This is a genomic window from Catellatospora tritici, from assembly GCF_019083965.1.
Lineage (GTDB): Bacteria > Actinomycetota > Actinomycetes > Mycobacteriales > Micromonosporaceae > Catellatospora > Catellatospora tritici.
Map to the genome: position 1 here is coordinate 164,805 of NZ_JAHRCY010000014.1, position 25,538 is coordinate 190,342.

A 25,538-nucleotide genomic window follows, 5' to 3' on the forward strand; every position below is an offset into this window, starting at 1 on the left:
GCCGATGATGTCCGTCACCCTGGGCACAACGACGCGACGGCCGGGGACGTCACGCCCCCGGCCGTCGGTATCTACGCAGGTCAGTGCCGGTGTGGCGCGGTCGCGTAACCGGTCGTGCGCTGCCGGGCCGGACGTCCGGCGGCGGCCGCCACCGCCTCCAGCTGCGCGACGGTACGGGCCGAGCCGTGCGCCGAGCCCGCCATCCGGGAGATCGTCTCCTCCATCAGCGTGCCGCCCAGGTCGTTGCAGCCGCCGTTCAGCATCGCCACGGTGCCCTCGTCGCCGAGCTTCACCCAGGAGCACTGAATGTTGTCGATCCGGCCATGCAGCAGCAACCTGGCCATCGCGTGCACGGCCCGGTTCTCGCGCCAGGTCGCCCCGGCGCGGGACACCCCGGCGAGGTAGATCGGGGCGTTGGTGTGCACGAACGGCAGCGCCACGAACTCGGTGAAGCCGCCGGTGCGGTCCTGGATCCCGGCGAGCACCCGGAAGTGGCCCAGCCAGTGCCGGGGGTGGTCGACGTGGCCGTACATCATCGTGGAGCTGGACCGGATGCCCAGCCGGTGCGCCGTCTCGACCGTCTCCACCCAGGCGGAGGTCGGCAGTTTGCCCTTGGTCAGCACCCAGCGCACCTCGTCGTCGAGGATCTCGGCCGCCGTGCCGGGAATGGTGTCCAGCCCCGCCTCGCGCAGCCGCGTCAGCCAGTCGGCCACGGACACCCCGGCCTTGGCCGCCGCGGTGACGATCTCCATCGGACTGAACGCGTGCACGTGCATGCCGGGCACCCGCTCCTTCACCGCCCGGACCAGGTCCGGGTAAACCGAGACGGGCAGCTGCGGGTCGATGCCGCCCTGCACGCAGATCTCGGTAGCGCCGTCGCGCCACGCTTCCTCGGCCCGGTCGGCGACCTGCGCCACGCTCAGCCGGTAGGCGTCGGCGTCGCGCTCGCGCTGGGCGAACGCGCAGAACCGGCAGCCGACGTAGCAGACGTTGGAGAAGTTGATGTTGCGGTTGACCACGTACGTCACGTCGTCGCCGACGGTGGCGGCACGCACGTCGTCGGCGATGCGGCACAGCTCGTCCAGGGCCGGGCCGTCGGCGTGCAGCAGCGCCAGCGCGGCGTCCTCGTGCCGGGATTCGAGCAGGTCCGCCGGGTTCTCCCGGGCCACCCGCAGGCCCTCGGCCAGCGCACCGAGGTGTACCGCGGGGGCGGTGCCGCGCCCGGCCGCCTCGGAGACGGCCGACCAGTCGCCGTACACGGTGTCGAAGTCGGCGCGACGGTCGGCGGCGCGGCCGGTGGTGTCGATGGTGGCGTGCAGGTCGGTGCGGCCCGTGCCGCCCTCGACCTCGGGCTCCTGCCAGGGGCGGCCGGTCACCGGCGCGTCGGCCACGGCCATCCCGTCGGCGGCGGCCAGCGCCGTGACGTGCGGGTGCAGGCGCGGGTCGAGCCAGCGCTCGGCGCCTCGGACGTACCCCGGGTAGATCGTGAGCCGCTCCCGCAGCTCGAAGCCGGTGGCCGCGGTCAGCGCCGCCAGCTCGTCCAGGTGTGGCCAGGGGCGCTCGGGGTTGACGTGGTCCGGCGTCAGCGGCGACACCCCGCCCCAGTCGTCGATCCCGGCCCTGACCAGCAGTTCGAACGAGGCGTCGATGAGGTTCGGCGGGGCCTGCAGGCGCATGCCCGGCCCGAGCAGCAGCCGCGCGACGGCCACCGTGGCGGCGAGGTCGCGGACCGAGGCATCCGGCACCGAACGCATCGCGGTGTCGGGCTTGGCGCGGAAGTTCTGCACGATCACCTCCTGGAGGTGGCCGTACTCCCGGGCGCTGCGGCGGATCTCGAACAGCGCGTCGACCCGCTCGGCGTGCGTCTCACCGATGCCGATCAGGATGCCCGTGGTGAACGGCACCCCGATCCGACCCGCGTCGGCCAGCACCCGCAGCCGCACCGCCGGTTCCTTGTCGGGCGAGCCGAAGTGCGGGCCGCCGGGCTCCGACCACAGCCGGGTGGCGGTGGTCTCCAGCATCATGCCCATGCTCGGCGCCACCGGGCGCAGCCGCTGCAGCTCGGCCCAGCTCAGCACACCCGGGTTGAGGTGCGGCAGCAGGCCCGTCTCCTCCAGTACGGCGATCGCCACCGAGCGCAGATAGTCCAGCGTGGAGGCGTACCCCCGCTCGTCGAGCCACTGCTGCGCGGCCGGCCACCGGTCCTCGGGCCGATCCCCGAGTGTGAACAATGCCTCTTTGCAGCCGAGCGCGGCGCCCTGCCGGGCGATCGCCAACACCTCGTCGCGGTCCAGGAACGCGGCGGGCAGCTTGTGCGGCACGGTGGCGAAGGTGCAGTAGTGGCAGCGGTCCCGGCACAGGCGGCTCAGCGGGATGAAGACCTTCTTGGAGAAGGTGATGACGCCGGGGCGTCCGGCGTCGCGCAGGCCCGCGTCGCGTACGGCGCCGGCCAGGGCCAGCAGTTCGTCGAAGGCCGCGCCCTCGGCACTGAGCAGGGCGGTCGCCTCGGCGGCGTCGAGCGCCTTGCCGGTGCTCGCCCGTCTCAGCGCGCGCGTCACCTCCGCAGCCGTGACCTGGTGCTGCGCATCCGCTTCGCCGGCCATGCTGACTCCCCTCCGCGCGCTACCCCGTAGTAGGTACCAACGCCCGCAGGCCAGCGTACGACCCTGCCCCGGCGCGACCGCCGCGGTGCGGGAGGATGTGAGGATGCGGATCGTGGTGCTGGCAGGCGGCATCGGCGGCGCGCGGTTCCTCACCGGAGTGCGGGCATATGCCCGCGATACCGGCGCCGAGGTGACCGCGGTCGTCAACGTGGGTGACGACGTGTGGATGCACGGGCTGCGCATCACCCCCGACCTGGACTCGGTGATGTACACCCTGGGCGGCGGGATCGACCCCGAGCGCGGCTGGGGTCGCGCGGGCGAGACCTGGACCGTCAAGGAGGAGCTGGCCAAATACGGCGCCGAGCCCTCCTGGTTCGGCCTCGGCGACCGGGACATCGCCACCCACCTGGTCCGCACCCGGATGCTGAACGCGGGCTACCCGCTGTCGGCCGTGGTCGCCGCGCTGTGCGACCGCTGGCAGCCGGGCCTGGACCTGCTGCCCGCCACCGACGACCGGCTGGAGACCCACGTGGTCACCGAGCTCGACGGAGCGGAGCAGGCCATCCACTTCCAGGAGTGGTGGGTGCGCCACCGCGCGCAGGTGCCCGCGAAGCGGTTCGTCTTCGTCGGGGCCGAGGCCGCCAAACCCGCGCCGGGCGTGCTCGACGCACTGGGCTCGGCCGACGTGGTGCTGGTCGCGCCGAGCAACCCGGTGGTGTCGATCGCGCCGGTGCTGGCCGTGGCCCCGCTGCGCGACGCGCTGGTCACCGGGCGGGCTCCGGTCGTCGGCGTCTCGCCGATCATCGGTGGCAGCCCGGTGCGCGGCATGGCCGACAAGTGCCTGGCCGCGCTGGACGTGCCGTGCACGGCCGAGGGCGTGGGCCGACTGTACGGTGCCCGTACCGCCGGTGGGGTGCTCGACGCGTGGCTGGTCGACACCGCCGACGCGGCGACCGAAGTCCCCGGCGTACGCGTGGGCGCGGCACCGCTGTGGATGACCGACGAGGACGCGACCGCGGCGATGGTCCGCGCGGCGCTGGAGCTGGGAGGACTGTCGTGATCGGCGGCTACAGCGTGCACCCGGTGCGCGGCATCGGCGACGTTCGCCCCGGCGACGACCTCGCCAAGCTCATCACCGAGGCCGCCCCCTGGCTGGTCGACGGGGACATCCTCGTGGTGACCAGCAAGATCGTGTCCAAGGCCGAGGGCAACCTGGTCGACGTGCCCCAGGCCGGGCCGGAACGGGAGGCCGCCCGGGAGCGGGTGCTGCGCGAACAGACCGCCCGGCCGGTGGCCACCCGGGGCCACACCCGCATCGTGCAGACCCACCACGGGTTCGTGCTCGCCTCGGCCGGGATCGACGCCTCCAACGTCGACCGCTCCCAGCTGGTACTGCTGCCGATCGACCCGGACCGGTCGGCCCGCGAGCTGCGCACGGTCATGCGTGAGCGGTACGGGCTGGACGTCGCGGTGATCATCAGCGACACGATGGGGCGCCCGTGGCGCAACGGGCTCACCGACGTGGCCCTGGGCTGCGCGGGCATTCCGCCGCTGCGCGACCACCGGGGCGAGACCGACCCGTACGGCAACGAGCTGCACATCACGCAGATGGCGATCGTGGATGAGCTGGCCGCCGCGGCGGAGCTGGTCAAGGGCAAGGTCGACCGGGTGCCGGTGGCGGTGGTCCGAGGTTTGATCACCGCGAGCGCCGACGGGCCCGGCGCGGTCGAGACGCTGGTCCGCGACGCCGCCCACGACCTGTTCTCGATGGGCACCGCCGAGGCGATCGCCCTGGGCCGCGAACAGGCCGCCGAGAACCACGCCGCGAGTTGAGCTGGAGCCCTTCCGCTCCGCGAACCGAACCCAACCGAACAATGCTCGTCTCGCTGACGCGAGCCGACGAAGGTGCCCTGCCCTACCTGGGGCTGCCCGCGAGCAGGGCGTGGCCGAGCGGAGTCAGGGTGTGGTGGACCGTGTTGCGGATGCGGGTGCTCAGCAGCAGCCCCGCGTCGCGCATCACCGTCACGTGCTGGCTCACCGCCGCCGGCGACACCCCGAGCCGCCGGGACAGTTCCGTGGTGGTGCTGCCCGCCGCCGCCAGCTCCAGCACCGCCGCCCGGGTGCGTCCCAGCAGCCCCGTCAGCGCCTCCCCCGGCGCCGTGACCGCGAGCCGGGCCGCCGGGTGCACCGAGTACACCAGCACCGGCGGCAGTTCCGGGTCGACCAGCGTGACCGGCTTGGTGTACGTCTTGAAGTACGACGGCACCAGCAGCAGCCCGCGCCCGTCCAGGTGCACGTCACGGTGCGACGGATAGTCGGCGATGGACAGCGTGCCGCCGTCGAACCTGATCGACGGGTGCAGGTCGTTGAGCAGCCCCTCCACACCCTGGTCGAGCATGGTGCGGGCGCGCATGCCCCGGTCGGCCTCGACGGCGGCGCGCACCCGGGGCCACATCGGCTCGATCGCGGTCTGGTGATACCGGGTGATCGCCGTGCCAAGCTCGGCAATGGCGGACCGGTTCCCCCGGCCCAGCTCGTCGACGCTCGCGGGCAGTGATCCCCGCGCGCCGCCCAGGACGTCGATCTCGCGGCGCAGCCGGGGCTGTGCGGTGGACAGCACCGCGTCGAGCCCGGCGTCGATGCCGTCGGCCGCCTCGGGCGGGGTGAGGAAGTCGGGGAAGTAGCCCACCGGCGGGTTGAGCGCCAGCAGCATGGCCACCTCGGCGCGCAGCGGTCCGGCCGGGCGCAGCCGGGCCACGGTGTCGCTCTTCCAGCCCGACAGCAGCGGGTCGGTGCCGCGCATGCGCAGCAGATGGATGCTGAGCGCGAGCTCCCACATCGGATCGGGTCGGGGGGCCACACGGGTGCGGACGAGGTCGGTGCCGGTGAAGTGGATCCGCAGCATGTGGACTCCGGGGTGGGGGGCGACCTCGATGAGGATACCGAGGGAACTGACCTGGGTCTTTAAGTCACAGCCGAAAGTCATGGACCCGACGCCGCCCGGTGCGCGATCCTGTGGTCCGGCCTGGGGAGCCGAGCGACGCACAGCGTCGCCAACCGTACGGGGGCGTACGGGGCACGGTAGCGGCCGGCCGGGTGCCGGGGGGCAGACCGGTCGGCCGCTCCGTTCGCTTCGAGCCTGCTCAGAGCCACGGTCTCGCGCTCAGAGCCACGGGTTCCTCAGAGCCACAGCCCGATGCGATGGTCCTCATCGGTGACGTAAATCGGCCTGCCGTCGCGTTCGGACACCCCCTCCACATGGTGCAGGGGCGCCAGGTCCGCCACCGGCTCGGCCTTGAGCAGGGCCGGGCCGGGCCGTCCGGGCAACTCGAAGCGCACATGACGGCAGGTGGCGTGGCGGGCGTGCGGGTGCCGTTCGAGCAGCACCGAGCCCTTGTCCAGCGCGTCGATGGAGCCGATGACCGCGTCGTACCCGCCGTCGGGGCGGGCGGCCAGCGCGCGTATGCCCAGCGGGCCGGAGCCGGTCCCGGTCAGCGCGTACACCCCGGCGACCCGCACCGCGCCGCCCGTGAACAGCTCGGGCACCCCGGCCAGCTCGACCAGCACCGGCTCGCCCGCGGCCGTGACCGGCCAGCGCAGCCCGACCAGGAGCGTGCCGCGCCCGGTGAAGGCGGCACCCTCGATGTTGACCGGATGGTCGCCCGGCGCGAGCTGCGCGACCCAGGCTTTGCCCTTGGCGGTGCCGCGGCGCAGCGTCTGCTCGATGAATCCGTCGTGTACGGCCGGATCGACCGGCCCCGGCGCCACCGGATGCCCCGTGGTCACCAGCTCGGCCAGCGCGTCGTTGACCACCCGGTGCAGCGCGAACCGGTGCCGGACGATCTCCAGCTCGGGCCGGGCCGACTCGCGAAACCGGGCCACGAACGCGCGCTTGGGCCGCAGCGGTCCGGCCTTGGAGCCGAAGTGGGAGCCGAGCACGTACACCCAGCCGTCGTGGTGGGCCAGCGCCTCGGCGTCCTCGGTCCGTCCCGCGTGCACGCCCGCCTCGGCGGCGACGTGCTCGGCGTGCCAGGACCCGTCCGCCCGCTCGATGATCAGGGCGAGGCACCGCTCCACCGGCCCCTCGTCCAGCACCGTCCAGTACGCGCGGCGCGCACCCAACTCGCGCAGCAGCGCTCCGTCGGCGACCCGGAGCAGGTCACTCGCCTCGTTGCCCGCCGCCGCCAACTCCACCAACTTCATGATCCCCACCGTACGCACCGCCCGCCACGTGCCCGCGCAGAGCGCAAATTGCCGGGCAATCGGGGGAAAGAAGGTGCGAGATTCCCCCGGTTGCCCGGCAACTTGACCGGGTGCGCGACGGCGCGTCAGATGCGGGTGTCGCCGCGCTCCTTGAGCTCGTCGACCAGCTTCTTCACGTCCTGGGCGCGGTCGCGGTCGCAGACCAGCACCGCGTCGGGGGTGTCGACCACGATCATGTTCTCGATGCCGAGCGCCGCGACCAGGCGGCCCGACTGCGGTACCACCACCACGTTGCGGACGTCGTGCAGCAGCACCTCGGGCTTGCCGCCGTCGAGGGTCGCGTCGTCGCCGACCACCACGTTGCCGTTCTCGTCGGCGGGCAGCACCTCGCCGAGGGTGTGGAAATCGCCGATGTCGTTCCAGCCGAAGTCGCCGGGGACGGTGGCGACCAGCCCGGCCGCGGCGGCGCCCTCCATCACGGCGTAGTCGACCGAGATCTTGGTCAGGGTGGGCCAGATCTCACCCAGCACCCGGTCCCGGTCGTCGGTGTCCCAGGCCGCGGCGATGCGGACCAGCCCGTCGTGCAGGCTCGGCTGCTGGCGGGCCAGCTCGCGCAGGAACACGTCGACCCGCCACACGAACATGCCCGCGTTCCACAGGTACCGGCCCGAGGCCAGGTACTGCGCGGCGACCTCGCGCGACGGCTTCTCCTTGAACTCGTCCACGACCCGGACCGGCCCGTCGACGACGGCGCCGCACTGCAGGTAGCCGTAGCCGGTCTCGGGGTGGGTCGGGGTGATGCCGATGGTCATGAGCAGGCCGCGCTGGGCGCCCGCCTCGGCGTCGCGCAGCACCTCGGTGAAGCGGGCGGTGTCGCGCACCAGGTGGTCAGCGGCGAACGAGCCCATCACGGCGTCGGGGTCGCGCCGCGCGATCACCGCGGCGGCCAGGCCGATGGCGGCGCAGGAGTCGCGCGGGCTCGGCTCGATAAGGATGTTCGACTCGGGCAGATCGGGCAACTGCCGCGCGATCGCCGCCGCGTGGGCGGTGCCGGTCACGACGTAGGTGTCCCCGATCGCGGCGACCGGCGCCAGCCGGGCGACGGTGGCCTGGATGAGCGTGTCGGGGGTCCCGGTCAGCGGGTGCAGGAACTTCGGGTGCGTGGCGCGCGACAGCGGCCAGAGGCGTGTCCCACTCCCACCAGCGGGGATTACGGCGTGCAGCATCCGACCATTCTGCCTGACCGGGCGGAGCGGGCAACTCGCCTCGCCCGGGAGCAGGGGCGACCGCCCGTCAGGCGTACTGCCGGATGGAGCGCTGCCAGGCGTTGATGTGGGCGTCGGCGCTGGAGTTCCAACTGAACTCCTTGGCGCGGGCCAGCCCGGCCGCGGCCAGCGCCGAACGACGTGTGTCGTCGACGAGCAGGGCCGACAGGTCACGGGCGATCTCACCGGCCTCCGAGCCGGTGTAGGCGACCGCGTCCCCGCCCACCTCCGGCAGCGACAGCCGGGGCGTGGTCAGCACCGGCGCCCCGCACGCCATCGCCTCCAGGATCGGCAGGCCGAAACCCTCACCATGACTCGGGTACGCGCACAGCACCGCCCCGCCCAGGAAGCCCGGCAGGTCGGCGTAGCGCAGGTAGCCCGGTCGCAGCAGGCGCAGGTGCGCGGGCACCTCGGCCGCCATCCGGTCGATCTCGTCATCGTGACCTTGACCACCCGCCAGCACCAGCGCGGGCGGATCCACCCGGTCGCGCACCGCCGTGATCCAGCCTCGGATCAGATTCGGCACGTTCTTGCGGGGCTCCTTGGCGCCCAGGAACGCGACGTACGACGCCTCGCCCAGACCCAGCCGCGCCCGCACCCGGGCCTTCTCCTCCTCGCCGGGCACGTGGAACGCGGTGTGATCCACACCGTGGTACGCCACGTCGATGCGGGTCGGGTCGGCGTCGAGCAGGCGGATCAGCTCGTCCCGGGTCGCCTTGCTGGGCACGATCACCCGCTCGGCGCGGCGCATCGACGTCTTGATCGCCGACCGGAAGAACGTGCCGCGCGACTTGTCGTAGTGCTCGGGCTCGGTGAAGAACGTCGCGTCGTGCACGGTCACCGTCACCGGGCAGCCCGAACGCAGCGGACAGGTGTAGAACGGCGAATGCAGCACCTGCGCGCCGACCTGCTGGGCCAGCAGCGGCAGGCCGGTCTGTTCCCAGGCCAGCCGGGCCGGGCGGTGCGCCACGGCGGCCGGAGCGGCCACGACCTGCGCATGCGGCAGCGTACGCGCGTAGCGTTCCTGGTCGGTGCGCTGGCAGACCACGACCAGGTCGATGTCGGACCGGTCGGCCAGGGCGCCCAGCAGGCCATCCAGGTAGCGGCCCACCCCGCCTCGGTCGGCGGGGACACTGGTCGCATCGACCAGCACCCGGGGAGAGCGAGCGATCGTCACGGTGAACACTCCTTGTGGGGGTGTGCAGCGCAGCCCAGTCGACCGCCGCTCTGCGGTTGTGAGACTGTGCGCTGTTTCACAGCAGTCACGTCTCAGACTACGCCCGACATACCCCATGGCAAGGTCCACGACGCGGCGTTGTCGGTAGCCTGACCTCGTGTCGACTATCAGTCAGCTCTTCGCCGCCACGGTGTCGGCCGATCCGGCCCGCCCCCTGCTCACCTGGTACGACGACGCGACCGGCGAACGTACCGAACTGTCCGGCGCGACCCTGGCCAACTGGGTGTCCAAGACGGCCAATCTCCTCGTCGACGGTCTCGGCCTCGGGCCCGGCAGCGTCGCCTCGATCGCGCTGCCGCCGCACTGGCAGACCGCCGCGATCATGCTCGCCTCGTGGACCGCCGGGCTGGCGGTGTCCCACTCCGACGAACTACCCGCCGACGTCGCCTTCGTCGCCGCGGACACGGCCCCGACCGCCCCCGACACGTACGCCGTGGGCCTGCACCCGTTCGCGCTGCCGCTGCGCGGGCTGCCCGCCGGGGTGTCGGACTGGGTCAGCTCGGCCCGCGCCCACGGCGACTTCTATGGCGGTCCGCCCGCCGACCCGAACGCGGCCGCCCTGGTCGGCCTGCCCGGTGGCGGCGGCTCGATCACCCACGCCGAACTGGCCGAGCGGGCGGTGGCCCGAGCCAAGGAGCTGGGCATCGAGCGCGGCGAGCGGGTGCTGCTCGACCTCGGCGCGCATCCGCGCCCGCTGGACTGGCTGGTCGCGCCACTCGCGGCGGGGGCCAGCCTGGTGCTGTCCCATCACACCGCCCCTGGCATCCTCGACTCCCGCGCGGCAACGGAACGCGCCGAGATCATCTCCTGACGGAGGGTGCCCGCGGCCCCCGGGGTGAGGGGCCTAGCATTGACAGTGGCCTATCTAGAAGACGGATTCCGAACATTCGTGCCCTGGATAGGCCAGCGTCAATGCTAGGTGCTGCGGCAGCACGGGCTCAGGCGGCGCGGGTGCGGGCCAGCGCCTCGAACGCGTTCAGCGACTCCGGGTTCGCCAGCGCCCCCTTCGCCGCCGCCGACTCCACCGGCGTGCCGGTCAGGATCCGCTTCACCGGCACCTCCAGCTTCTTACCCGACAGAGTGCGCGGCACCGCCGCCACCTGGTAGATCACGTCGGGGATGTGGCGCGGCGACAGCGCCGTACGCAGCTCCCGCGCGATCTTGCTCCGCATCGCGTCGTCCAGCTCACGCCCCGGCACCAGCACCACGAACAGCAGCAGCTCACCGGCGCCGCCCTCGTCGTCCTCCAGGTGCACCACCACCGAGTCGGCGACCTCGTCCATGCCCTCGACCACCGAGTAGAACTCGGCCGTGCCCAGGCGCACCCCGCCCCGGTTCAGGGTCGCGTCGGAGCGGCCGGTGATCACGCAGGTGCCCCGGTCGGTGATGGTGATCCAGTCACCGTGGCGCCACACCCCCGGGAACACGTCGAAGTACGCCTCGCGGTACTTCTCCCCCGTGGCGTCGCCCCAGAACCCGACCGGCATGCTCGGCATCGGTGCGCTGATGACCAGTTCGCCGAGGGCACCGAGGACGGGGTGACCGGCGCCGTCGTACGCCTCGACCTTGGCGCCGAGGCAGCGGGCCGCGATCTCGCCCGCGTAGACCGGGTTGAGCGGGGTGCCGCCGACGAAGCCGGTGCACACGTCGGTGCCGCCGGACAGGGACAGCAGCATCAGGTCGGGGTTGACGTTGTCGTACACCCACTCGAAGCCCTCGGCGGGCAGCGGCGCCCCGGTGGAGCCGAGCCCGCGCAGCTTCGACAGGTCGGCGACCTCACGCGGCACCAGCCCCTCCTTGCGGCAGGCCAGCAGGTACGGCGCCGAGGTGCCGAAGTACGTCATCCCGGCCTCTTCGGCCAGGCGCCACAGCATGCCCAGGTCGGGGGCGCCGGGGTTGCCGTCGAACAGCACGATCGCCGCGCCGACGGCCGGGCCGGAGACCAGGTAGTTCCACATCATCCAGCCGGTGGTGGAGAACCAGAAGTAGCGGTCGCCGGGGCCGAGGTCGTGGTGCAGGGCGAGCATCTTCAGGTGCTCGAGCAGGATGCCGCCGTGGCCGTGCACGATGGGCTTGGGCAGACCGGTGGTGCCGGAGGAGTAGAGCACGTACAGCGGGTGGGCGAACGGGACCGGGGCGAAGGTCAGCGGTTCGTCGGTGTCGGCGGCCAGCTCGCCCAGGCCGACCTGCCCTTCGGTGTACGGCAGCACGACGGCGTGCGTCAGCGACGGCAGCGCCGCCCGGATCGCCGCGACCTCACCGGCCCGGTCGATGAGCTTGTCGCCGTACCGGTAGCCGTCGACGGCGACGAGCACCTTGGGCGAGATCTGCTGCCAGCGGTCGGTGACGCTGCGGGTGCCGAACTCGGGGGCGCAGGACGAGAAGATCGCGCCCAGGCTGGCCGTGGCCAGCATCAGCACCACCGTCTCGGGGATGTTCGGCAGGTACGCCGCCACCCGGTCGCCCTCGCCGACACCCAGGCGGCGCAATCCGGCCCGCGCCCGGCGGACCTGCTCGCGCAGCTGCGCGGCGGTGAGCACCACCGGCTCGCGGGTCTGCGAGTAGCCGAGGACCACCGGCTCGTCGTCGCCGATGCCCGGCATGCGCAGCACGTTCTCGGCGTAGTTCAGGGTGGTGCCGGGGAACCACTTCGCGCCCGGCATGGTGGGGTCGGGCAACACAGCCGTCGCCGGTTCGTGGGCGACGACCTCGAAGTACTCCCAGATCGACGACCAGAACCCGGGCAGGTCCTCGGTGCTCCAGTGCCACAGCTCGTCGTAGTCGGCGAAGGTCAGCCCACGGTGCTTGTCCAGCCAGCTCAGGTAGTCGCCGATGCGGGAGTTCTGCCTGACATCCGCCGGTGGGGTCCACAGCACCCTGGTCATCGTGATCTCCTCCCGCGTACGCCGTCGTACACCGCACTCGCATCCTGCCGCATGGCCTGCGCGATCATTCTCCGGGCCGGGCGGCCCGGGTGCGGTGTTCCCGGCGCACACCGGTCACCGGGTGCGTATGGCTGTCGCCGACAGTCAGCGCAGGTCGGCGCGGTGGCTCTCGATGGCGCGGCGGCGGGCCAGCCGGTGCTCCCGGCGGATCTCCGCCTCGCGGAAGCGCCGCTCGTCCTCCTCGGTCTCCGGCAGCACCGGCGGCACCTGCGTCGGCTCGCCGTCCGGGCCGACGCCCACGAACACCAGGTACGCCGTGGCGACGTTGACCGGCTCGCGGTCGGCCTCGTTCCAGCGCTCGGCCCACACCGAGACGCCCAGCTCCAGCGAGGTGCGCCCGGTCCAGTTGACCTGCGCCTTGGCGTGCACCAGGTCACCGACGCGCACGGGCACCATCAGCGCGATCTCGTCGATGGAGACGGTGACGGCGTTGAAGCCGCAGTGCCGGGCGGCGGCCGCCCCGGCGGCGTCGTCGACGAACTTCATGATCACGCCGCCGTGCACGGTGCCGTACAGGTTGACGTCGTGGTTGGTCATGATGCGGCTCAGCGTGACCCGCGAGAACGCGGTCGGGCGGCCCTGCTCCTGGGAGATCACGCCTTCACCGTACGGCCTGCCTCCAGCGGTGATGCCAGCGCAACGGGAAAACAGTAAGGTGCCGCACATGCGTCACGTATGGAGCCTCCTCGCCGCAATCGTGATCACACCGCTCGCCTGGGCCGCCGCGGCACAGGGCCAGGCAATGCTGGCGGTGAGCGTGTCGCCCGACGTGCCCACCGGCATGTGGGTCGGCCTCGCCGTCGTCGCCGGCGCGGGCCTGGTGCTCGGTCTCATCGGCGCGCTGCGCCAGTCGCCGGTCGGCCCGCTGTTCACCGCCCTGGTCTACCTCGGGTTCACGGTCTGGTTCCTGATCCAGCCGGTGGCCGTACTGAGGGCGCTGGACTGGGGCTGGAAGCTCGGCGGCTACCGTGCCGACCTCACCCTGCCGCTGCAGAGCGGCCTGCTCGCCGCCGTCGGCGCCCTGCTGCTGGTCGCGGTGTTCAGCCCCAGCCGCTGGCGGGCCTGGCCCAAGCCGGTGCACACCATCGAGCCCGCCTGGCCGCAGCCGGTGGCGCCGCAGTATCCGGCCCAGCAGACGCTGGAGCCGACAGCCACATTGGAGCTTCCGGTGACCCCCGCGCACAGGACTGGCGCTGATACGCCATCCTGGAGCGCGCCGCAGGCCAACCTGTAGAACCCGGAGGCATGGTGCGCCACCTAGGATCGTTGCTGCTCACGCTGATCTTCGCTCCCGCGATCTTCCTACTGACCGGTACGGGTCTCAGCGCGTTCAACACCACGATGGCCGCGGGCGGCGCCGCCGACGCGTTCCTCGACGCGGCCGCGGCGCTGGGCGCGCTGCTGCTCGCGGGCATCCTGTACGCGGTCCTGCTCATGGCGCGGCTGTCACCGACCGGCCCGTCGCTGGCCGGGATCGCGTTCCTCGGCACCAGCGCGTGGGCCCTGGTCGACGGGAAGTCCTACCAGGACACGTTCGCGCTGATCGACATCCACCTGGCCGGCGCCGTGGGGCAGACCGGCCTCGGCGTGCTGCTGGGCGTGCCGCTGCTGGCCACCATCGCCAGCCCGCGCCGGTGGCGGCGGATCGCCGACCCGGCCCAGGCCTACCAGCAGTACCCGCCGCAGCAGTACCGGCAGCCGGGCGCCGCGCCCGACCCGACCCGGCAGCTGACCTCGATGCCCGCCGACCCGTACGCGCTGCCCGACATCCCGGCCCCGTCGCTGCACTACCCGCGCCCCACCCCGGTCGCCGCCCCCGCCGCGCCGACGATGCCGGTGCCACCGGGGCCCACCATGCCGGTGCCGCCGCAGGCCGGGCCGACCATGCCGGTGCCGCCCAAGCCGACCGCGCCGGTCGCGGACGCGCCACCGCTGCCCCGCCGCAACCCGAACCCGCCCCCGGCAGCGATGACGCCCTCAGCCCCACCTGCTGCCGGACCAGCGTCTGCCGCACCACCCGCTCCCGCGCCCACGGCGCCCGCGCCGTCGGCCCCAGCCGCGCCGTCGGCCCCAGCCGCGCCGTCGGCCCCAGCCGCGCCGTCGGCCCCAGCCGCGCCGTCGGCCCCAGCCGCGCCGTCGGCCCCAGCCGCGCCGTCGGCCCCAGCCGCGCCGTCGGCCCCAGCCGCGCCGTCGGCACCCGCGCCCAGGCCGGACGCAGGCGTCACCGTCCCGGTCGTCCCGGCTGCACCGACCCCGCCCGCCGCGAGCCCCGCCGCGCCTCCCCCGCTACCGGACGAGTCGACCGTGATGCTGGTCCAACCCTCCGACCAGCAGACGATGAAGCGCGACTGACGTCCCTTTCGGGGAAAGTGCACGAATAACGTGCAAGATTCGCGCGCTTTCCCCGAAACTGCGAGATCACGTCGCCGGACCTGCGAGATCGCGCCGCCGGGCAGTCGTGCCCGGCGGCGCGACTGTTCCGCGTTCCAGGCGTGTCAGGACCCGTCGGCGGCCAGTAGCGCGCGGTAGTGGGTGATCTTGTCGCGCAGGTGGCCGTGCTGGCCCAGCAGCAGTTCCAGTTGGGCCTCGACCGCCACGCTGTGCTGCTCCAGCAGCTCCACCCGGTCGGCGACGGTCTCGTCGCCCTGCCGGGCGAGTTCGGCGAACCGGCACATCGCGCTGATCGGCATCCCGGTGTCGCGCAGGCAGCGCAGCAGGCCGAGCCAGCCCAGGTCGTCATCGGAGAAGACGCGGCGGCCGCCGGCCGTCCGGTCGACGCCTTCCAGCAGGCCGATGCGCTCGTAGTAGCGCAGCGTGTCGAGGCTGAAGCCGCTGCGGCGTACGGTTTCGGCGGGGGTGTATCGGGTCACCGCACCACCGTAGCTTGACCTGGAGCGCGCTCCAGGTGTCAGGCTGGCCGTCATGACGACACGGAAACTGGGTCGCAGCGGCATCGAGGTCAGCGCCCTGGGCCTGGGCTGCTGGGCCATCGGGGGCCCACTGTGGGGCGAGGACGGGCAGCCGTACGGGTGGGGCGAGGTCGACGACGCCGAGTCGGTTCGCGCCGTACACCGAGCCCTCGACCTCGGAGTCACCTTCTTCGACACGGCGAGCAACTACGGGGCCGGGCACAGCGAGCGGGTGCTCGGCCGGGCCCTGGCTGGGCGGCGCGGCAGCGTGGTCGTCGCCAGCAAGTTCGGCTTCACCTTCGCGGCGTCCAAGCGGCTGGCCACCGGCGAGAACGGCACCCCGGCATACATGCTGAGCTGCCTGGACGGCATCCTCGACCGGCTCGGCACCGACTACCTGGACCTGTACCAGCTGCACCTGGGCCACCTGCCGCTAGAAGAGGCGCTGGACCTGGTCGGTCCACTGGAGAAGCTGGTCGCGCAGGGCCGCATCCGGGCGTACGGCTGGAGCACCGACGATCCGGCGCGCGCCGCCGCCTTCGCCGAGGCGGGGCCGAACTGCGCCGCGATCCAGTACGACCACTCGGTGCTGAACGACAACGCGGCCATGGTGGACGTGCTGGCCCGCTACGAGCTGGCCGGGATCAACCGGGGGCCGCTGGCGATGGGCCTGCTCACCGGCAAGTACCACGGCCTGGCGGGCCGCATCGGCGGCGACGACGTGCGCGGCAAGTCGCCGGAGTGGCTGAAGTACTTCACCGACGGGGTGCCGACGCCGCAGTGGGCCGAGCTGGTGGACCGGGTCCGGCAGGCGCTGACCGCCGACGGCCGGACCCTGAGCCAGGGCGCGCTGGGCTGGCTGCTGGCCCGCAGCCCGTGGACGCTGCCGATCCCGGGCGTGCGCACGGTCGCCCAGGCGGAGGAGAACTTCGCCACCCTGGCCCTGGGTCCACTGCCCGAGGCGGCGTTCGCCGAGGTCGAGTCGCTGCTGGCCGAGCTGCGCTGAACAGTCCGGGTGCGGGCGCCGCGTGGCGCCCGCACCCGGTCAGCTCGCGGGAACTGTCGCCAGCGCCCGGTAGATCCGCTTGTCGGAGACCGGGTACGGCGTGCCCAGCGTCTGCGCGAAGTAGCTCACCCGCAGCTCCTCGATCATCCAGCGCACCTCGACGACCGTGTCCCAGCCCGGGGCGCCGGGCCGCGTGGACGCCTTGGCCTGGTCGTACTCGTGCAGGACGTCTTCGAGCAGCAGCAGCTTCTCGCGGTCGCGCTGCGGCTGCTCGGCCAGCTTGGCCAGCCGCTGCTCGATCGCGCGCAGGTAGCGGGTCAGGTCGGACAGGCGGCGCAGCCCGGTCCCGGCCACGAAGCCGGGGAAGACCAGCCCGGTCAGCTGCGCCCGGATGTCGGAGACCGAACGCACCAGCAGCACATTCGTGATCGACTTGAGTTTGCGGTCGATCTCGTACCAGCTGGCCAGGATCGGTTCGAGCTGCTGCAGGATCTCGAGGATGGTCATCGGCAGTTCCGCGCGGGCCTTGGCCGCCAGCTTCGCGAACGCGTCGGCGTCCCAGGCCGGGCCGCCCGCCTCGATGATCACCTTGTCGACCGCGGCGGTGACCACGTCCTCCAGCAGTGGCGTGACGCCGCCGTGCGGGTTGCGCGACAGTGCCAGTTTGGCCTGGTTGGACAGCCGACCCTGGATCGACTTCAGCGGCGGCGGGGCCGCCAGCAGCACCAGCCGCCGGGTGCCGCGCCACATGGCGTTCCACTGCTCGCCGGTCGAGTCGAAGACCTTCACGCCGACCGTCGCACCCTCGTCGACCAGCGCCGGGTAACCCTTGACGTCGTACCCGCCGCGTTTGCGCTCGACCGTGCGGGACAGCGGGCCGATGCTCCAGTTGGTCAGGCCGTGCATCTCCAGGTCGTCGGCGGCCGCCGCCACCGCCTGCTGTGCCTTGTCGCGCAGGCGCCGCTTGAGGTCGGGCAGGTCCTTGCCCTCGGCGAGGGTCTTGCCCTGCTCGTCCTCCACCCGGAAGGTGATCTTCAGGTGCTCGGGCACCTTGTCCGGCTCCCAGCTGTCGCGCGGGATCACCACGCCGGTCATCGCGCGCAGCTGCCGCTCCAGCACCGCCACCAGCGGCTCGTCGGCCTGCTTCACCCCGGCCAGCGCCTCGCGTACATAGTCGGGCACGGGCACGAAGTTGCGGCGATCGGCCTTGGGCAGCGAGCGCACCAGCGCGATCGCCAACTCCTCCCGCAGGCCGGGGATCTGCCAGTCGAACCCGGCCGGGCTGATCTGGTTGAGCAGCGGCAGCGGGATGTGCACGGTCACGCCGTCGGCGTCGGCACCCGGCTCGAACTGGTACGTCAGCGGCAGCTCGAACTGCCCCTGCCGCCACACGTCCGGGTAGTCCTCCTCCTCGACCCCGCCCGCGGCCGCGTTGACCAGCATCGACTTCTCGAAGCTGAGCAGTTCGGGGGTCTTGTGGCGGGCCTTCTTCCACCAGGTGTCGAAGTGCTGGCCGGAGACGACGTCGGCGGGCAGCCGGTTGTCGTAGAAGGAGAACAGGGTCTCGTCGTCGACCAGGATGTCGCGGCGGCGGACCCGGTGCTCCAGCTCCTCGACCTCGGCGAGCAACTCGCGGTTGGCGTGGAAGAAGTCGTGGTGGGTCTCCCAGTCGCCCTCGACCAGCGCGTGCCGGATGAACAGCTCCCGGGACAGCGCCGGGTCGATCCGGCCGAAGTTCACCTTGCGCTTGGCGACGATGGGCAGGCCGTAGAGCAGCACCTTCTCGTACGCGACGACGGCGGCCTGCTTCTTCTCCCAGTGTGGTTCGCTGTACTGGCGCTTGACCAGGTGCGGGGCCAGGCTCTCGGCCCACTCCGGCTCGATTTTCGCGGCGACGCGCCCCCACAGGCGGGAGGTCTCGACCAGCTCGGCCGCCATCACCCAGCGCGGCGACTTCTTGAACAGCGCCGAGCCCGGGAACAGCGAGAACCGGGCACCTCGGGCGCCGAGGAAGTCCCGCTTCTCCGCGTCGTAGAAGCCGAGATGGGACAGCAGGCCGGAAAGCAGCGCCTGGTGCACGGTGGCGGGCTCCGCCGGGACCGTGTTGAGCGTGGCGCCGAGCTGCTTGGCCACCTGGCGCAGCTGCGACTCCAGGTCCTGCCATTCGCGGATGCGCAGGTAGTGCAGGAACTCGGTCTTGCACAGGCGGCGGAACTGGTTGGACGACAGCTCGCGCTGCTGCTCGCGTACGTAGTTCCACAGGTTGAGGAACGCCATGAAGTCCGAGGAGCCCTCGTCGGCGAAGCGGGCATGCTTCTCGGCGGCGGCCTGCTGCCGGTCAGCGGGCCGCTCGCGCGGGTCCTGGATGGACAGCGCCGCCGTGATGATCAGCACCTCGCGCAGGCAGCCGCTCTTCTCCGCCTCCAGCACCATCCGGCCCAGCCGTGGGTCGACCGGCAGCTGCGCCAGGCGGCGGCCGAGCGGGGTGAGCCGCCCCGGTTCGCCACGCATCGGCGCCTCCAGGGCGCCCAGCTCGTGCAGCAGGTCCATGCCGTCGGCGATGTGACGGCGGTCCGGCGGGTCGATGAACGGGAACGCGGCGATGTCGCCCAGCCCCAGCGAGATCATCTGGAGGATGACCGAGGCCAGGTTGGTACGCAGGATCTCCGGCTCGGTGAACTCGGGCCGGTTGACGAAGTCGAGCTCGTCGTAGAGCCGGACGCAGATGCCGTCCGAGGTTCGTCCGCAGCGGCCCTTGCGCTGGTTGGCCGAGGCCTGCGAGACCGCCTCGATCGGCAGCCGCTGCACCTTCAACCGGTTGCTGTACCGGGAGATGCGGGCCGTGCCGGGGTCGATGACGTACTTGATGCCGGGGACGGTCAGCGAGGTCTCGGCGACGTTGGTGGCCAGCACGATGCGCCGACCGGTGTGCGGTTGGAAGACCCGGTGCTGCTCGGCGGTGGACAGCCGGGCGTACAGCGGCAGGATCTCGGTGTGGCGCAGGTTGCGCTTGCGCAGCGCCTCGGCGGTGTCGCGGATCTCGCGCTCACCGCTGAGGAAGACCAGCACGTCGCCGGGCTTCTCGGTGGCCAGTTCGTCGACGGCGTCGGAGATCGCCTGGATCTGGTCGCGCTCCTCGTCGCCGTCCTCCTCGTCGCCCTCGACCACCAGCGGCCGGTAGCGGACCTCGACCGGGTAGGTGCGGCCGGAGACCTCGATGATCGGCGCGGGGCCGTTCGGCCCGGCGAAGTGCGCGGCGAAGCGCTCCGGGTCGATGGTCGCCGAAGTGATGATCACCTTGAGGTCGGGCCGCTTGGGCAGCAGCTGCTTGAGGTAGCCGAGGATGAAGTCGATGTTGAGGCTGCGTTCGTGCGCCTCGTCGATGATCAGCGTGTCGTACTGCGACAGAGTGCGGTCGTGTTGGATCTCGGCGAGCAGGATGCCGTCGGTCATCAGCTTGACCATGGTCTGGTCGCCGACCTGGTCGGTGAAGCGCACCTTCCAGCCGACCGTGCCGCCCAGCGGCACCCCGACCTCCTCGGCGATGCGCTCGGCGACCGTGCGGGCGGCCAGCCGTCGGGGCTGGGTGTGCCCGATCAGGCCGCGCACGCCCCGGCCCAGTTCCAGGCAGATCTTCGGCAGCTGGGTGGTCTTGCCGGAGCCGGTCTCACCGGCCACGATCACGACCTGGTGGTCGCGGATCGCCGCGGCGATGTCCTCGCGCTTCTGGCTGACCGGCAACTCGTCCGGGTACGTGATCGGCGGCACCGCCCCGGCGCGCGCCGCGAGCCGCTGCTCCGCCTGCGCCACCGCCTCGGTGATCTGCGTCACGGCGGCGTCCAGCGCCTCGCCGGGACGGACCTTGCGTACGCCGTCGAGGCGCCGGGCGAGCCGGCGCCGGTCCTGCGGCATCAGCTGGTCGACGCGTCGCCGCAGCTCGACGAGCGGGCTGGCGGGCTGGGGAGGGCGGGACTGAGGTGTCATGACGCCCGCAAGGATATGCCGTCACCCGGGCAGACCGACCAGCGGTTTTCCGCCCCCCGTCGGCGGCGCCGCTACGTTGAGTGTCCTCCCATGAACGTTCGGTTGGTTTCCGGCCGCGAACTCTTGCCACCGGCCGACACCATGGAGTGCAATCAATCGATTGAGATGAACCCGCGTGCGGTGTGCCGACGACCGCGACCGGCGCCGTGGGCGGTCGTGGGGATGTTCGCCGGACACGTGGGACAGGGACGGCCCGAGCGGTGACCGGGCCCGGCCCCAGTGGCAGGGAGAAGCATGGCGCATCCGCGAGAGACCGTCGTCCGCATGCCGATCAAGATCGTCATCAGCCTCGCGCTCTTCTCGATCACGTTTCTGGCCACGCTGGCGTTCGAGGCCCTGAAGGCGAACGAGCCGCTGGTGCTCAGCTTCGGCGTCTCCCTCTTCGTCGCCGGGCTGGCCTTCGTCGTCCAGTTCCTCTACGACGTGGAGCGGCGTCTCGGCCGGGTGGAGGACGAGGTGGAGGCAGACCTCGCGCTGGTCGCCGCCGAGGTGGACGGGCGGCTGACCCGGATGGCGGACGACCTGCGCCGACACACCGCCGACAGCGAGGCGAGCATCCGCCGCAACTTCGAACGGATCAGCGAGGCCACCCGCCTGTACGGTTCGGTCGAGGCCTCGGCGCTGAACACCGACGCGATCACGACGCTGGTCGTCAACGCCCGCCGGATCAGGCCCAACCCGCCGCTGGTGTTCGATCTCGCGCAGGCCGAGATCGAGCGCCTCTCGGAGATGCTGAAGACGCTGGCCGACGCCGGCGACCTCACCTACGACGGCGAGGACCGGGACTGGCTGCTCGGCCTGACCAAGCACGCCAGCACGAGCCTCGACGCGATCAGCACGACGCTCGACGTCGGCGGCCAGGACTACTTCGACGGCAGCCTCTGGCAGAGCGACCTCGGCCAGCGCTACCTGGAGGCGCAGCGGGAGGCGATCGCGCGCAACGTGCGGGTGCGCCGGTTGTTCGTGCTCGACCGGCCGGACCTCTGGAACGACGAGAAGTTCCACCAGGTGCTGGGGATGCACACCGACCTGAGCATCGAGGTGCGCGCGCTGGATCCGACCCGCTCGGCCAGCGGGTTCATTCCGCCGATCTTCGACTTCATCATCTTCGACGACGTGATCACCTACCAGTCGTCACCGTCGACCCAGGTCAACGAGGTCAACCGCATCAACATCGCCAGCACTCAACTGGTCACCAACCAGGCCAAGGTGCGGCGCAACATCGCGCGGTTCCGGGAGCTGTGGCGGGTCGCCACCCCGATCGCCCCCAGGGACGGGGCGCCACCGCCCGCGAAATGAGAGATCCCGGTCGGTGGGCAGGTCTGGCCTGCACACCGACCGGGATCGGGTGTCTCGGTTCAGTTCAGGACCGGTCCGAGCGCGCTGATCAGCGCGTGGTCGCTGGAGTCCTGGCTGAGTTCCCACGCCATGGCGCCGCGCAGGCCGAGCAGCTTGATCAGTGCGGTGCGCTCCGCGATCGACTTCGGGTCCGAGTAGACGATCGTGGTGGGCGCGGTGACGGACTGACCGGCCAGCGTGTGCGCGGCGGCCGGGTTGATCAGGTACGGCTCACCCGCGAACAGGTTCCACTTGCGGGTGTACCCGCCCTGCCCGACGCCGTCGGCGGTGACGACACCCGCCACGTCGACCAGGTCGTGGTAGGACGGCTGCGGCTTGGCGTCCCAGTTCGCCGCCTCCGGGTCGAGCCCGGTGTTGTCGAACGGGCCGTACAGGCCGCCGGGGTTGCGGACGTACTGGATGCCGTAGAACGGCACCCCGACCACGATCTTGCTCGCGGGCACGCCGTTGAGCAGGTACCACGCGACCGTGCCGCTGGTGTTCCAGGTCAGGTCGTCGGCCTCGGGGTCGCGCGGGTCCCGGCCGAACAGCGTGCTCGGACCGGCCACCGAACCGCCGGGCACGTTGAAGTCGTACGTCATGATGTTCACCCAGTCCATGGACTTGGCGAACTCACGCAGCTCGTAGTACTTCGTGGAGCTCTTGGCCGCCGGGAGCGCGGCGGTGAGCAGGTAGTGCTTGCCGTCGGCGGCGCCCTGCGCGTCGAGCTGGCGGCGGAACTCCTGGGCCAGCAGCGTCGCGTTGTGGCGGTCGGCCGGGCCGTAGTCCACGTTGCTGTCGGCCTTCTGGGTCGGGTACTCCCAGTCGAGGTCGATGCCGTCGAACAGGCCCGCGGCGGCGCCGATACCACCGGCGTTCTCCGGCCAGCCGCCGGTCGGCAGGTTGCCCTTGATGAAGGTGTCGATGCACGCCGCGACGAACGCCTGGCGGCGCTCGGCGGTGGCCGCGACCGAGGCGAACCAGGTCGACTTGGTCCAGCCGCCCAGCGAGATCTCGATCTTCAGGTGCGGGTTGGCCGCCTTGAGCTTGCGCAGCTGGTTGAAGTTGCCGTAGAGCCGCTGGTCGGGGTAGCTGTCGGCGACCCCGTCCACGGTGTTCTCCGGGCCCCAGTAGACCTGCTGGAAGTCGGCCCACGGGTCGAGCACGCCGCAGCCGACCGCGCCGGTGGCGGGGTCGAACGTCGGCAGGCCGAACGCGTACTGGATGACGTTGAGCTTGTCGGCGGGGATGTCCTTGACGAAGTAGCCCCGGCCGTAGACGTCCCAGTCGGCGAAGTACGCGGAGATGACCTTCTTCGGCGCCTTGTCGGCCGAGGTGTTGCCGGCCGCCTGCGCGGGCACGGCCGCCATCAGGCCAGCCCCCAGGGTCAGGGCGAGTGCCCCGACGAGCCCCGGACGGTGCAGAGTACGGAACATATGAACTCCCATCGTTGCCTCCCGGTGACCTTCTCCCGGCGACAACGATCAGTCAAGAGTCCTAACAGTTAGTCTTCCTTCCGGATTCGACCATCCACATGTATCCCAGGCAGGCAAATCTGTCCCATCACGACTGATTCGCTCAACGCCAGCCGTAGCGCGGTTCGTAGCCCAACAGCCGACGAGCCTTGTCGATCGACAGCAGCGTCTGCGTACTCTCGACCGGCCGCTTCCACGGCACCTGCGGGAACAGTTCTCCGGCCAGCTCCGCCGACGGCCGGTGCATCACCGAGTCCGCGTTGGCGATGATGAACACCTCCAGCCCCGGCACCTGGTACTCCAGGGCCAGGCGCGCCGCCTGCGCCCCGTCCCGGCAGTCGATGTAGGACCACAGGTTCCAGCTGCGCAGCGTCGGATCGTCCTGGTACGACGGGAAGGCGGCGTAGTCGCCGGGTTCCATCACGTTGGAGAAACGCAGCCCGATCATCTTCAGCTCGGGCTCCCAGCGGCAGAACTGGGCGGCCATCTCCTCGTCGAGCCGCTTGGCCAGCGCGTACGCCGTCTCGGGGCGGGTCTCGTACTCCTCGTCGACCGGCAGGTAGGGCGGCGGGGTGTCGAACGGCAGCCCGAGCAGCGTCTCGCTGGAGGCCCAGACCACGTTGCGGATGCCCGCGGCGCGCGCGGCGGCGAACACGTTGTAGCTGACGGTCACGTTGTTGGCGAAGGTCGCCGCGTTGCCGGTGACGCCCGGCCCGGGGATCGCGGCCAGGTGCACCACCGCGTCGACCTTGCGGTAGCGGCTGTCGATCGCGGTGAACGCCTCGACCGCCTGCCCGTAGTCGGTGAAGTCGATCCGGGTGTACGGGCACAGCTGCTCGCGCGGGGCGGCCAGGTCCAGGTTGACCACGTCATACCCGTGCGCCAACAGCTCGCGCACCACCGCCCGGCCCAGCTTGCCGCTGCCTCCGGTCACCGCCACCAACGTCATCGCGCCCGCACCTCGTTCGACCCGACGGTCGGACCCGGGGCGGCCGACCGGGATCAACGTACCGAGCGCGGCTCAGATGCTGAAGTCCGGGTTGTTGCGGATGATCGAGAACCCGGCGCCCTGCGGGTCGCTGAGGATCGCGAACCGGCCCGCGGGCGAGTTCTCCGGCGGCATGACCTTGTTCGCGCCCAACTCCAGGGCCTGCGCGAACGACGAGTCACAATCGTCCACGGCGAAGTAGACCGACCAGTGCGAGGACATCGGCCGCCAGGCCGGATCGATCGGCATCGCCCCCGCGACGGCCCGGCCGTCCACCTCCAGCAGCGTGTACGTCATACCCTCGGCCATCGCCACGTCGCGCTCGTCGAGGCCGAACACCTCCTGGTAGAACACCTTGCTCGCGTCGAGGTCGGAGGTCATCAGCTCGTTCCAGGTGACGCTGCCGGGCTCGTTGGCCAGCTCGAAACCCTCGTGCCGGTTCGGCTGCCAACCGGAGAAGAACGCGCCGGTCGGATCGAGGAAGACCGCCATCCGGCCCTGGTCCATCACGTCCATGGCCGGGGCGACCACCTGGCCGCCGTGCTCCTCGACCTTGCGGGCGATGTCGTCGACGTCGCCGGCGGCGAAGTAGGTCGACCAGGAGGAGCCGCGCTCGGGATCGGTGGCCGGACCGAGCCCGGCGACCTGCCTGCCGTCCTTGCGGAAGATCCGGTAGCCCCCCGCCTCCGGGCCCAGGTCGTCGGCGGTCCAGCCGAACAGGCGACTGTAGAAGGCGACCGAACCGTCGACGTCGGTGCTGCCCAGATCGACCCAGTTGGGTGTGCCCTGTGCGTACCTCATGCCGCCATCGTCGCCCGCGGCCCGAGCGGGTGCGCCGCCATCCGCGAAAATCGGCAGGTCGAATCGGCGCATCGGGGCAAACCGGGTTTCCCGGTCGTTGATCTCGGATAGGCCACCGGTATGACAGCGAACCTGGTGCGGCACCCGTCGGCGCGACAGTGGTGGGTCCTGGCGGGATTCGTCGCCGCGGTGACGGTGGTCGCGGTGGTCGGCGCGCTGGCCGTGGCCCAGCCCGCCGACGACTACGCGGCGCTGGCCCGGCCCGGCTGGGCACCGCCGTCGTGGCTGTTCGGCCCGGTCTGGACCCTGCTCTACGCGATGATCGCGCTGGCCGGGTGGCTGGTGTGGCGGGCGGTGGGCTGGGGACCCCAGCTGGTGCCGTACGCGGTCCAGCTGGTGCTCAACGCGGCCTGGACCCCGCTGTTCTTCGGCGCGGGCCAGCGCGGGGTGGCGCTGGTCGACATCGTGGCGCTGTGGGTGGCCGTCGGCGTGACCGTGCTGGCGTTCCGGAAAGTGTCCACGGCCGCCGCCTGGCTGCTGGTGCCGTACTGGCTGTGGGTGACTTTCGCGACCGCGCTCAACTTCAGCATCTGGCAGCTCAACCAGGGCTGACTCTGCCAGACTCGGACACGGCACGCCGTTCCTGCCCCCGATGAGGCACGTCTGCGCTGCTCAAGCGCAGTGCGCAGGCAGCGACTCCGGCTTGTACGAGAAGGAGACGATC

The 25,538-nt window shown here is 71.7% G+C and carries 19 protein-coding genes and 1 pseudogene; 8 read left to right on the top strand and 12 right to left on the bottom strand.

Annotated elements, in window-relative coordinates:
• Window positions 1-80: 80 nt before the first annotated feature.
• The gene (locus KUA19_RS28515; RefSeq protein WP_217394937.1) at window positions 81-2,603 is read right to left on the bottom strand and encodes a bifunctional FO biosynthesis protein CofGH; all 2,523 of its coding nucleotides are present in this window, start codon (window positions 2,601-2,603) and stop codon (window positions 81-83) included.
• A gap of 103 nt (window positions 2,604-2,706) precedes the next feature.
• On the opposite strand from KUA19_RS28515, the gene cofD reads away from it, so the two are divergent.
• Together cofD and KUA19_RS28525 are read left to right on the top strand one after the other, a co-directional pair.
• Window positions 2,707-3,663, top strand: coding sequence for a 2-phospho-L-lactate transferase (cofD, locus tag KUA19_RS28520; RefSeq protein ID WP_217394938.1), 957 nt, complete (start codon window positions 2,707-2,709; stop codon window positions 3,661-3,663).
• Window positions 3,664-3,677: 14 nt separating this feature from the next.
• A pseudogene (locus KUA19_RS28525) lies at window positions 3,678-4,415 on the top strand (coenzyme F420-0:L-glutamate ligase); the annotation flags it as partial.
• Between the two features lie 103 nt (window positions 4,416-4,518).
• Here the strand turns inward: KUA19_RS28525 and KUA19_RS28530 are convergent.
• The 4 genes from KUA19_RS28530 to KUA19_RS28545 all read right to left on the bottom strand — a co-directional run bounded on the left by KUA19_RS28530 (window position 4,519) and on the right by KUA19_RS28545 (window position 9,248).
• Window positions 4,519-5,508, bottom strand: coding sequence for an ArsR/SmtB family transcription factor (locus KUA19_RS28530; RefSeq protein ID WP_217394939.1), 990 nt, complete (start codon window positions 5,506-5,508; stop codon window positions 4,519-4,521).
• Between the two features lie 275 nt (window positions 5,509-5,783).
• The gene (locus KUA19_RS28535) at window positions 5,784-6,806 is read right to left on the bottom strand and encodes a hypothetical protein (RefSeq protein WP_217394940.1); all 1,023 of its coding nucleotides are present in this window, start codon (window positions 6,804-6,806) and stop codon (window positions 5,784-5,786) included.
• A gap of 125 nt (window positions 6,807-6,931) precedes the next feature.
• Complete coding sequence (locus KUA19_RS28540) at window positions 6,932-8,032, bottom strand: mannose-1-phosphate guanylyltransferase (protein WP_217394941.1); 1,101 nt, start codon at window positions 8,030-8,032, stop codon at window positions 6,932-6,934.
• Between the two features lie 67 nt (window positions 8,033-8,099).
• Complete coding sequence (locus KUA19_RS28545; protein WP_217394942.1) at window positions 8,100-9,248, bottom strand: glycosyltransferase family 4 protein; 1,149 nt, start codon at window positions 9,246-9,248, stop codon at window positions 8,100-8,102.
• Window positions 9,249-9,405: 157 nt separating this feature from the next.
• Between KUA19_RS28545 and KUA19_RS28550 the strand changes: the two genes are divergently transcribed.
• Window positions 9,406-10,119 (top strand): TIGR03089 family protein, encoded by a 714-nt coding sequence (locus KUA19_RS28550; RefSeq protein ID WP_217394943.1) that lies wholly within the window; start codon window positions 9,406-9,408, stop codon window positions 10,117-10,119.
• Between the two features lie 127 nt (window positions 10,120-10,246).
• On the opposite strand, the gene KUA19_RS28555 is transcribed toward KUA19_RS28550, so the two are convergent.
• Together KUA19_RS28555 and KUA19_RS28560 are read right to left on the bottom strand one after the other, a co-directional pair.
• Entirely contained in the window at window positions 10,247-12,193 is a 1,947-nt protein-coding gene (locus tag KUA19_RS28555; RefSeq protein ID WP_217394944.1) for an acetoacetate--CoA ligase, read from the bottom strand.
• A 144-nt stretch (window positions 12,194-12,337) separates the two neighbouring features.
• Entirely contained in the window at window positions 12,338-12,790 is a 453-nt protein-coding gene (locus tag KUA19_RS28560) for an acyl-CoA thioesterase (protein WP_254548817.1), read from the bottom strand.
• 127 nt (window positions 12,791-12,917) lie between these two features.
• Here KUA19_RS28560 and KUA19_RS28565 point away from each other — a divergent pair, with 127 nt between their 5' ends.
• On the top strand, window positions 12,918-13,487 hold the full coding sequence (locus KUA19_RS28565; RefSeq protein WP_217394946.1) for a hypothetical protein: 570 nt from the start codon (window positions 12,918-12,920) through the stop codon (window positions 13,485-13,487).
• An 11-nt stretch (window positions 13,488-13,498) separates the two neighbouring features.
• Window positions 13,499-14,605 (top strand): hypothetical protein, encoded by a 1,107-nt coding sequence (locus KUA19_RS28570; RefSeq protein ID WP_217400769.1) that lies wholly within the window; start codon window positions 13,499-13,501, stop codon window positions 14,603-14,605.
• 143 nt (window positions 14,606-14,748) lie between these two features.
• On the opposite strand, the gene KUA19_RS28575 is transcribed toward KUA19_RS28570, so the two are convergent.
• On the bottom strand, window positions 14,749-15,123 hold the full coding sequence (locus tag KUA19_RS28575; RefSeq protein WP_217394948.1) for a MerR family transcriptional regulator: 375 nt from the start codon (window positions 15,121-15,123) through the stop codon (window positions 14,749-14,751).
• Window positions 15,124-15,175: 52 nt separating this feature from the next.
• Here KUA19_RS28575 and KUA19_RS28580 point away from each other — a divergent pair, with 52 nt between their 5' ends.
• Window positions 15,176-16,168, top strand: coding sequence for an aldo/keto reductase (locus KUA19_RS28580; RefSeq protein WP_217394949.1), 993 nt, complete (start codon window positions 15,176-15,178; stop codon window positions 16,166-16,168).
• Window positions 16,169-16,207: 39 nt separating this feature from the next.
• Here KUA19_RS28580 and hrpA read toward each other — a convergent pair whose 3' ends face one another.
• Window positions 16,208-20,152 (bottom strand): ATP-dependent RNA helicase HrpA, encoded by a 3,945-nt coding sequence (hrpA, locus tag KUA19_RS28585; RefSeq protein WP_217394950.1) that lies wholly within the window; start codon window positions 20,150-20,152, stop codon window positions 16,208-16,210.
• 294 nt (window positions 20,153-20,446) lie between these two features.
• Between hrpA and KUA19_RS28590 the strand changes: the two genes are divergently transcribed.
• A complete protein-coding gene (locus KUA19_RS28590) occupies window positions 20,447-21,511 on the top strand; it encodes a hypothetical protein (RefSeq protein WP_217394951.1) in 1,065 nt (354 codons plus the stop codon).
• 59 nt (window positions 21,512-21,570) lie between these two features.
• Here the strand turns inward: KUA19_RS28590 and KUA19_RS28595 are convergent, their stop codons facing one another.
• The 3 genes from KUA19_RS28595 to KUA19_RS28605 form a co-directional block, all read right to left on the bottom strand.
• Window positions 21,571-22,986: a glycoside hydrolase family 18 protein gene (locus tag KUA19_RS28595; protein WP_217394952.1), complete on the bottom strand. Its 1,416-nt coding sequence runs from the start codon at window positions 22,984-22,986 to the stop codon at window positions 21,571-21,573.
• 142 nt (window positions 22,987-23,128) lie between these two features.
• Complete coding sequence (locus tag KUA19_RS28600) at window positions 23,129-23,974, bottom strand: NAD-dependent epimerase/dehydratase family protein (protein WP_217394953.1); 846 nt, start codon at window positions 23,972-23,974, stop codon at window positions 23,129-23,131.
• A gap of 72 nt (window positions 23,975-24,046) precedes the next feature.
• The gene (locus tag KUA19_RS28605; protein ID WP_217394954.1) at window positions 24,047-24,814 is read right to left on the bottom strand and encodes a VOC family protein; all 768 of its coding nucleotides are present in this window, start codon (window positions 24,812-24,814) and stop codon (window positions 24,047-24,049) included.
• Between the two features lie 120 nt (window positions 24,815-24,934).
• Between KUA19_RS28605 and KUA19_RS28610 the strand changes: the two genes are divergently transcribed.
• Window positions 24,935-25,426: a TspO/MBR family protein gene (locus KUA19_RS28610; protein ID WP_217394955.1), complete on the top strand. Its 492-nt coding sequence runs from the start codon at window positions 24,935-24,937 to the stop codon at window positions 25,424-25,426.
• Window positions 25,427-25,538: the final 112 nt, after the last annotated feature.

What these genes read in the sequence shown, in the direction of transcription:
- KUA19_RS28515 (WP_217394937.1), bottom strand. Translation starts at nt 2,603, where the DNA reads ATGGCCGGCGAAGCGGATGCGCAGCACCAGGTCACGGCTGCGGAGGTG.
- cofD (WP_217394938.1), top strand. Translation starts at nt 2,707, where the DNA reads ATGCGGATCGTGGTGCTGGCAGGCGGCATCGGCGGCGCGCGGTTCCTC.
- KUA19_RS28530 (WP_217394939.1), bottom strand. Translation starts at nt 5,508, where the DNA reads ATGCTGCGGATCCACTTCACCGGCACCGACCTCGTCCGCACCCGTGTG.
- KUA19_RS28535 (WP_217394940.1), bottom strand. Translation starts at nt 6,806, where the DNA reads ATGAAGTTGGTGGAGTTGGCGGCGGCGGGCAACGAGGCGAGTGACCTG.
- KUA19_RS28540 (WP_217394941.1), bottom strand. Translation starts at nt 8,032, where the DNA reads ATGCTGCACGCCGTAATCCCCGCTGGTGGGAGTGGGACACGCCTCTGG.
- KUA19_RS28555 (WP_217394944.1), bottom strand. Translation starts at nt 12,193, where the DNA reads ATGACCAGGGTGCTGTGGACCCCACCGGCGGATGTCAGGCAGAACTCC.
- KUA19_RS28560 (WP_254548817.1), bottom strand. Translation starts at nt 12,790, where the DNA reads ATGACCAACCACGACGTCAACCTGTACGGCACCGTGCACGGCGGCGTG.
- KUA19_RS28565 (WP_217394946.1), top strand. Translation starts at nt 12,918, where the DNA reads ATGCGTCACGTATGGAGCCTCCTCGCCGCAATCGTGATCACACCGCTC.
- KUA19_RS28570 (WP_217400769.1), top strand. Translation starts at nt 13,499, where the DNA reads ATGGTGCGCCACCTAGGATCGTTGCTGCTCACGCTGATCTTCGCTCCC.
- KUA19_RS28580 (WP_217394949.1), top strand. Translation starts at nt 15,176, where the DNA reads ATGACGACACGGAAACTGGGTCGCAGCGGCATCGAGGTCAGCGCCCTG.
- hrpA (WP_217394950.1), bottom strand. Translation starts at nt 20,152, where the DNA reads ATGACACCTCAGTCCCGCCCTCCCCAGCCCGCCAGCCCGCTCGTCGAG.
- KUA19_RS28590 (WP_217394951.1), top strand. Translation starts at nt 20,447, where the DNA reads ATGGCGCATCCGCGAGAGACCGTCGTCCGCATGCCGATCAAGATCGTC.
- KUA19_RS28595 (WP_217394952.1), bottom strand. Translation starts at nt 22,986, where the DNA reads ATGTTCCGTACTCTGCACCGTCCGGGGCTCGTCGGGGCACTCGCCCTG.
- KUA19_RS28600 (WP_217394953.1), bottom strand. Translation starts at nt 23,974, where the DNA reads ATGACGTTGGTGGCGGTGACCGGAGGCAGCGGCAAGCTGGGCCGGGCG.
- KUA19_RS28605 (WP_217394954.1), bottom strand. Translation starts at nt 24,814, where the DNA reads ATGAGGTACGCACAGGGCACACCCAACTGGGTCGATCTGGGCAGCACC.
- KUA19_RS28610 (WP_217394955.1), top strand. Translation starts at nt 24,935, where the DNA reads ATGACAGCGAACCTGGTGCGGCACCCGTCGGCGCGACAGTGGTGGGTC.